Raw genomic sequence first — 6837 nt, forward strand, 5'->3', positions numbered from 1 at the left:
GACGAAGTGCGCGATCAGGTTGCCCTGCAGGGCGGTCAGCGGCACCAGCAGCGGCGCGCGGGTGACGGTGACCGCGAGGATCACCACGCCGCCCTGGGCGCCCAGCTCGCCGTAGGTGGCCTGCAGCAGCACCGGGAAACCCATCACCAGGATGGCGCTGGCGCCGGCCGCGGTGATCGAATGCGCGGCGCCGCGCAGGAAGTCGGTGGTGCCCACCGGGGTCAACAGCCGGGCCGCCGATCGGGCCGCGGGGGAGGCGGCCAGCAACAGCAGCCAGGCCATCGCGCCGGCGACGGTGGCCCACAGGAACCCGACCAGCCCCCAGCCGACGGCGAACGTCGCGGTGGCCACCGCCACCCGGATGCCGGCGTCGGTCACCATCAACGCCCCGTACTGGGTCCACCTGTTGGTGCCGGCCAGCATGCCCAGCAGCGTGGCGTGCACCGCGAAGTTGGCCAGCCCGAAGCACAGCAGTCCGACCGACAACCAGCGGGCCTCGACGAACACGTGGCCGCTCCACAGCGGCGAGGTCCCTGCCACCAGCCCGGCTGCCACCACCCCGGCCAGCCCGGCCACCCACAGCGGGCGGGTGTGTCGCGTCGACGGGCGGCTCGCCCCGACCTCCCTGGCGAACCGGACCTCCCGGGTGGTTTCCTGCAGCAAGCCGTTGGTGGCCCCGGCGACCAGGCCGAACGCCCCCCAGAACACGCTGAAAACCGAGAAACCGGCCGGATCCAGGTCGCGGGCCGCCAGGTAGAGCACCGCATAGCCGCACAGTGCGCTGAGCAGGGTTGCGGTGCCGACCCGGGCCATACTGGCCCGGGTGACGGGACCGGCGGGCAACCCGCCGGCGGATCGGCGGGGTCCGGTACCACCGATTTCGGTCACCACGGCGAAAATACTAAGCGGGTCGCAGGGTAGGTTCGGGCGGCCCACTCAACACCGCAGACTCGCCGACCGGAGGCCCACCCTTGGACCCGTCGCTGTTGGAATGGCTGGTGACGGTCGCGGGACTGTCTGCGGTACTGGGCTTCGATCTGTTCCTGGTCGCCCGCCGGCTGCATGAGCCGACGATCCGCGAGGTCGCGACGCGGCTGACGTTCTACATCGGTCTGGCGGTGGCGTTCGGCATCTGGGTGTGGGCGCATCACGGTTCGAAGTACGGCATGCAGTTCTTCGCGGGCTGGCTCACCGAGTACAGCCTGTCGGTGGACAACCTGTTCGTCTTCGTGATCATCATGAACAGCTTCAACGTGCCCAAGAAGTACCGGCAGGAGGCACTGTTCGTCGGGATCGTGTTGGCGTTGTCGTTCCGGTCGGTGTTCATTGCGTTGGGTGGGGTTGCCGCGCAACGGCTCTCGTGGACGTTCTACCTGTTCGGCGCGTTCATGGCCTACACCGCGATCAAACTGCTGCGCCACGGCGACCACGTCGGCGACGGCGCCCAGGGCAACAACTTCGTGGTGCGGTTCGCCCGCACCCACTTCAACGTCACCGACCGCTGGGCCGGGGTGCGGTTCTTCATCCGGGACGACGCCGGCGCGTGGGCGGTCACCCCGATGTTCCTGGTGGCGCTGGCGCTGGGCACCACCGACCTGGTGTTCGCCATGGATTCCATACCGGCCATCTACGGCCTGACCCGCCAGCCCTACCTGGTGTTCGCCGCCACCGTGTTCGCCCTGATGGGTTTGCGTCAGCTCTACTTCATCCTGGGCAAACTGCTGAACCGGTTCGTGTATCTGTCCCGCGGTCTGGCCCTGATCCTGGGTTTCATCGGGGTGCGGATGGTGTTGCACGCGTTGCGCACCAATGAGGTGTGGTTCATCAACTCCGGACGTAACTTCAACGTCCCGGAGATCCCCACGCCGGCGAGTCTGGCGGTCGTCGCCGGGGTGCTGGTGCTGACGACGGTGGCCAGCCTGTACCGGACTCGCGGCGGGGCCAAGACCGGCGGGTCACCCGAGTGAGAAGACCGGGATCGAGGGCGCCGCGGACCGCAGTTCGTCGTCGTCGGAGTCCGGTGTCACCCCCGCCATGAACCCCTTGACCTGCCAGTGCCACCGCCGAAGGTACTGGCGCAGCACCACCGGCTTGTCGTCGTCGGCGACTTCGGTGACCCGGGTCGGGGTCCGCCGCCACCGCGGCCCGAGCAGCACCTCGCCGGCGGCTCGCGCATTGCGTACCCACTCGGTTTCGCCGCGGGGCGCCACCAGGTAGTCCACCCCATCGACGGACAGCAGATTGATCACCACACCGCGGAGTTCGCCGCTGTTGCGGCCCCGCACCGCGAGCGCGCGGGTTCCGGCGACGCTGATGCCCACCTCGCCGAGCCGGCGTATCAGCGCATTGCCGAATCGGGCTATCGCGCTCGGCCGGTCGTATCGGGTGGTCATAGCCCGCCCCCTTCCGTAATGAGAGCACTGCTCTCGCTGGAAGTGATCCTGGCACGTCGAGCCGGCGAATACAAGAGCGGTGCTCTCGAATCTGTCAGACTCAACCCATGGGCAAACGGCAGGAGGCGCGGGAACGCATCGAGGCGAAGATCATCGAGGTCGGCCGGCGACAACTGCTGGCGCACGGGGCCGCGGGGCTGTCACTGCGTGCCGTCGCCCGAGACCTCGGCATGGTCTCCTCGGCGGTTTACCGCTATGTGGCCGGCCGCGACGAGTTGCTCACCCTGCTGGTGGTCGACGCCTATTCCGACCTGGCCGACACGGTGGACCGGGCCCGCAGCCCGGGGGCCCGGTGGCGCGACGAGATGCGGGCCATCGGCCACGCGGTGCGGGACTGGGCGCTGGCGCATCCGGCGCGGTGGGCATTGCTGTACGGCAGCCCGGTTCCGGGTTATCACGCGCCGGCCGAACGGACCGTCGTCCCCGGTACCCGGGTGATCGCGGCCCTGCTTGAGACGGTCGCGGCCGGCATCGCCGCCGGGGACATACCGCCCACGAGTCAACTTGCGGCGCAGCCGTTGTCGGCCGACTCCGACCGGATCCGCGCAGAATTCGGCTTCACCGGCGACGACGGCGTCATCGCCAAATGCTTCCTGTTGTGGGCCGCCCTGGTCGGCGCCATCAGCCTGGACGTGTTCGGCGGCTACGGCGCCGATACTCTGACCCAACCGCGGGCGGTGTTCGACGCCCAGCTCAGCCTGCTGCTGGGGATGCTGACCCAGCGCTGATCAGTGACCGGAGGTCTTGAACCGCTCGATCGACCGGGTGATCTCGGCCTCGGCCTCGGCGCGGCCCCCCCAGTCGGCGGCCTTGACGAACTTGCCCGGCTCCAGGTCCTTGTAGTGCACGAAGAAATGCTTGATCGCGTCCAGCTCGTACTCCGGCACGTCGCCGATGTCGGCGATGTGGTCCCAGCGGTGGTCGCCGGCCGGCACGCACAGCACCTTGTCGTCGCCGCCGGCCTCGTCGGTCATCCGGAACATCCCCACCGGACGCGCCTCGACGATCACGCCGGGGAACACCGACTGCGGCAGCAGTACCATCGCGTCCAGCGGGTCGCCGTCCTCGCCGAGGGTGTCCTCGATGAAGCCGTAGTCGGCGGGGTAGCCCATCGGCGTGTACAAGTAGCGGTCGAGCTTGACCCGCCCGGTGGCGTGATCGATCTCGTACTTGTTGCGCTGGCCCTTGGGGATTTCGATGGTCACGTCGAATTGCACGCCGCACAGTCTAAGGCGGCCGGAGTCATGCCCCTACCCCGCCCTTCCGGCACAATTGGCCCCGACAGGCAGGGAGGGCCATGGACTCGACTCGGTGGCGGCACAGCAGCACCCATCTGGGCATCGCGGGCGCGGTCCTGGCGTTGGCCGCCGCCGCGGTGGTGGTGGCAGCCGTTGTGCTCCCGGACGAGTCCGGCGCGGGCGCCCACGTCGTCGCGCCGGCGCCGACGGCGACCGCCGAACCCGGGGTGGTCCCGGTCGTCGACGACGCCCCGGTGCCGACCGGCAGCGCCCTGGGAGCAGCCATGTCGGCCGCGCTGGCCGACCCCAACCTGGGTCGCCTGACCGGCCGGATCACCGACGCGCTGACCGGCAAGGCGCTGTGGACACAGCAGGAAGACCTGCCGATGCAGCCGGCGTCCACCAATAAGGTGCTCACCGCGGCAGCCGCGCTGCTGGCGCTGGATCTGAGCGCCCGCGTCACCACCCGGGTGACCGCGGGTGACCAGCCCGGCGTGGTGGTGCTGGTCGGCGCCGGCGACCCGACGCTGTCGACGGCCGAGGTCGGCCAGGACACCTGGTACCGCGACGCCGCCCGGATCAGCGACTTGGCCGATCAGGTCCGCCGCAGCGGCGTGACGCCCACCGAGGTCCGGGTGGACGTGTCGGCGTTCAGCGGCCCGAGCATGGCGCCGGGCTGGGACCCGGACGACATCGAAGGCGGCGACATCGCCCCGATCGAGGCGGTGATGGTCGACGGCGGCCGGATCCAGCCGACGACGGTCGAGTCCCGGCGGTCGCGCACTCCCGCGCTGGACGCCGGCGAGGCGCTGGCCGCCGAACTCGGGCTCGACGCCGACAAGGTCAGCATCGCGACCGCGTCGGTGACCGGACGCGAACTGGGCGCGGTGTCCTCGGCGCCGCTGGTGGTGCGACTGGGCGAGATGATGAACGCCTCGGACAACGTGATGGCCGAATGTATCGGCCGGGAGGTGGCCGCGGCGATGGGCCGGCCGCGATCCTTCGCCGGCGCGGTCGACGCGGTGACCAACCGGCTGGCCACCGCCCACATCGCGGTCAGCGGCGCCAGTCTCTATGACTCCAGCGGGCTGTCCGTCGACAACCGGTTGTCCGCCCGCAACCTCGACGCGGTGGTGCAGGCGGCGGCCGGCCCGGACCAGCCGGAGTTGCGGCCGCTGTTGGACATGCTGCCGGTTGCCGGTGGCAGCGGCACGCTGTCCGATCGTTTCCTCGACCCCAAAACCGGCCGCGGTGCCGCCGGCTGGCTGCGTGCCAAGACCGGCTCGTTGACCCGCACCAACGCGCTGGCCGGCATCGTCACCGACCGCGACCGCCGGGTGCTGACGTTCGCGTTCATCTCCAACGACGCGGGGCCGACCGGTCGGACCTCGATCGATGCGCTGGCCGCGGTGTTGCGAACGTGCGGATGCAGATGACCGAGCTGGATGTGGGCCGTGCGGTGGACTGGGGGTTCGCCGCCACGGTGGGCGGCTGGCTGGTGCGCCCGGCGCCGCCGATGACCGACTACACCCGCCGCCAGGTGATCGGCGACCTGCACCGCAGCGCCCGGGCCGCCGAACCACTGGTGCGGGAGGTCACCGGGTTGGGCGCCGACGGCCCGGTGCCCGAAGCGCGCGTCATCGACCGGCCGCAGTGGATCGCCGCCGCCGCCGACTCGATGCGGGTGATGACGGGCGGCACCGAGAAGCCGGTCGGGTTCTTCAGCGGCCGGCTGGCCGGGGCGCAGACCGGCGCGCTGCTGGCCTTCGTCTCCTCGGGCATCCTGGGCCAGTACGACCCGTTCTGTGCCGACGACGGGCAGGGGACGGGGCTGCTGCTGCTGGTCTACCCCAACGTGGTCGCCGTCGAGCGGCAGCTGCGGGTCTCACCGGCCGACTTCCGGCTGTGGGTGTGCCTGCACGAGGTGACTCACCGGGTGCAGTTCTCCGTGAACCCGTGGCTGACCGACTACATGTCGACGGCGTTGGGGGTGCTCACCGGCGACAGCAGCCCGGATATCACCCAGGTGGTGAGCAGATTGGCCGACTACGTGCGGGGCCGCCGCGACGATGCCGGACCCTCGGGAATCCTGGGCCTGGTGCGGGCGGTGCAGTCCGAGGACCAGCGCACCGCGCTGGACCAGCTGCTGACGCTGGGAACGCTGCTCGAGGGCCATGCCGACCACGTGATGGACGCGGTCGGACCGGCGGCGGTGCCCTCGGTGGCGACGATCCGCAATCGCTTCGAGGAACGTCGGCAGCGCAGCCAGCCGCCGCTGCAACGGTTGTTGCGCGCGCTGCTGGGCCTCGACGCCAAGCTCAGCCAGTACACCCGCGGCAAGGCCTTCGTCGACGCCGTGGTCGCCCGGGTCGGCATGGACCGGTTCAACGCGGTGTGGTCGAGCCCGCAGCACCTGCCGTTGCCCGCCGAGATCGAAGAGCCGCAGCAGTGGATCGATCGGGTGCTGTAGCCGCGCTGCGCGCCGCGCTGCTGGCGTTCGCCGAACGCCACCTGCCCGAGGTGGAGCCTTGGTGCGTGGCGCTGTCGGGCGGTCCGGACTCGCTGGCCCTCACCGCCGTCGCGGCGCAGCTGCGGCCTACTACGGCGCTGATCGTCGACCACGGCCTGCAAACCGGCTCCGCACAGGTGGCCGGTCGTGCGCGCAGCCAGGCTATCGAGCTGGGATGCGTTGACGCGCAAGTCATCCCGGTGACCGTCGGAGGCCAAGGTGTTCGAGGCGGGCCGGAAGCCGCGGCACGCACCGCTCGTTACGGGGCATTGGAGCGCGCCCGTGACCAGCGCCCGGTGTTGCTGGGTCACACCCTTGACGACCAGGCGGAGACGGTGCTGCTCGGGCTGGGACGCGGGTCGGGGCCCCGGTCGCTGGCCGGGATGCGGCCCCATGACCCGCCGTGGTGTCGGCCGCTGCTGGGAGTGCGGCGTGCGGCGACCCGGGCGGCCTGCGCCGAGCTGGCATTGACGCCCTGGCTCGACCCGCACAACAGTGATAAGCGCTTCACCCGGGTGCGGCTGCGCTTGCAGGTGCTGCCGCTGCTGGAGGACGTGCTGGGCGGCGGGGTGGCCGAGGCGCTGGCGCGCAGCGCGACCGCGTTGCGGGAGAACACCGAGTTGATCGACGCCCTGGC

8 protein-coding genes are annotated in these 6837 nt (G+C 70.8%); 5 read left to right on the plus strand and 3 right to left on the minus strand.

Going from position 1 to position 6837, the window contains the following annotated elements:
* On the minus strand, positions 1–813 hold an 813-nt coding region (locus DQP56_RS21485; RefSeq protein WP_526022716.1), incomplete at its 3' end, for a polysaccharide biosynthesis protein.
* A gap of 158 nt (positions 814–971) precedes the next feature.
* Between DQP56_RS21485 and DQP56_RS21490 the strand changes: the two genes are divergently transcribed.
* Positions 972–1967, plus strand: coding sequence for a TerC/Alx family metal homeostasis membrane protein (locus DQP56_RS21490; RefSeq protein ID WP_112688885.1), 996 nt, complete (start codon positions 972–974; stop codon positions 1965–1967).
* On the opposite strand, the gene DQP56_RS21495 is transcribed toward DQP56_RS21490, so the two are convergent.
* Complete coding sequence (locus DQP56_RS21495) at positions 1956–2393, minus strand: nitroreductase family deazaflavin-dependent oxidoreductase (protein WP_112688887.1); 438 nt, start codon at positions 2391–2393, stop codon at positions 1956–1958. The two genes, DQP56_RS21490 and DQP56_RS21495, sit on opposite strands and share 12 nt — an antisense overlap.
* A gap of 107 nt (positions 2394–2500) precedes the next feature.
* On the opposite strand from DQP56_RS21495, the gene DQP56_RS21500 reads away from it, so the two are divergent.
* Entirely contained in the window at positions 2501–3181 is a 681-nt protein-coding gene (locus tag DQP56_RS21500; RefSeq protein ID WP_112688889.1) for a TetR/AcrR family transcriptional regulator, read from the plus strand.
* On the opposite strand, the gene DQP56_RS21505 is transcribed toward DQP56_RS21500, so the two are convergent.
* Positions 3182–3670 carry an inorganic diphosphatase gene (locus DQP56_RS21505; RefSeq protein ID WP_112688891.1) on the minus strand — a complete coding sequence of 163 codons (489 nt, stop codon included), beginning with the start codon at positions 3668–3670 and terminating at the stop codon, positions 3182–3184. It abuts the gene before it with no gap.
* A gap of 80 nt (positions 3671–3750) precedes the next feature.
* On the opposite strand from DQP56_RS21505, the gene dacB reads away from it, so the two are divergent.
* The 3 genes from dacB to tilS form a co-directional block, all read left to right on the plus strand.
* On the plus strand, positions 3751–5127 hold the full coding sequence (gene dacB, locus DQP56_RS21510; RefSeq protein WP_112688893.1) for a D-alanyl-D-alanine carboxypeptidase/D-alanyl-D-alanine endopeptidase: 1377 nt from the start codon (positions 3751–3753) through the stop codon (positions 5125–5127).
* Positions 5124–6161: an Rv3626c family coenzyme F420 biosynthesis-associated protein gene (locus DQP56_RS21515; protein WP_112688897.1), complete on the plus strand. Its 1038-nt coding sequence runs from the start codon at positions 5124–5126 to the stop codon at positions 6159–6161. Before dacB ends, DQP56_RS21515 begins: the two co-directional genes overlap by 4 nt.
* Positions 6140–6837: tRNA lysidine(34) synthetase TilS (gene tilS, locus DQP56_RS21520; protein WP_112688895.1), on the plus strand; the 698-nt coding region annotated here is incomplete at its 3' end. The genes DQP56_RS21515 and tilS, both read left to right, overlap by 22 nt.

Origin of the sequence: Mycolicibacter senuensis (assembly GCF_003284925.1) — a bacterium.
Classification (GTDB): domain Bacteria; phylum Actinomycetota; class Actinomycetes; order Mycobacteriales; family Mycobacteriaceae; genus Mycobacterium; species Mycobacterium algericum_A.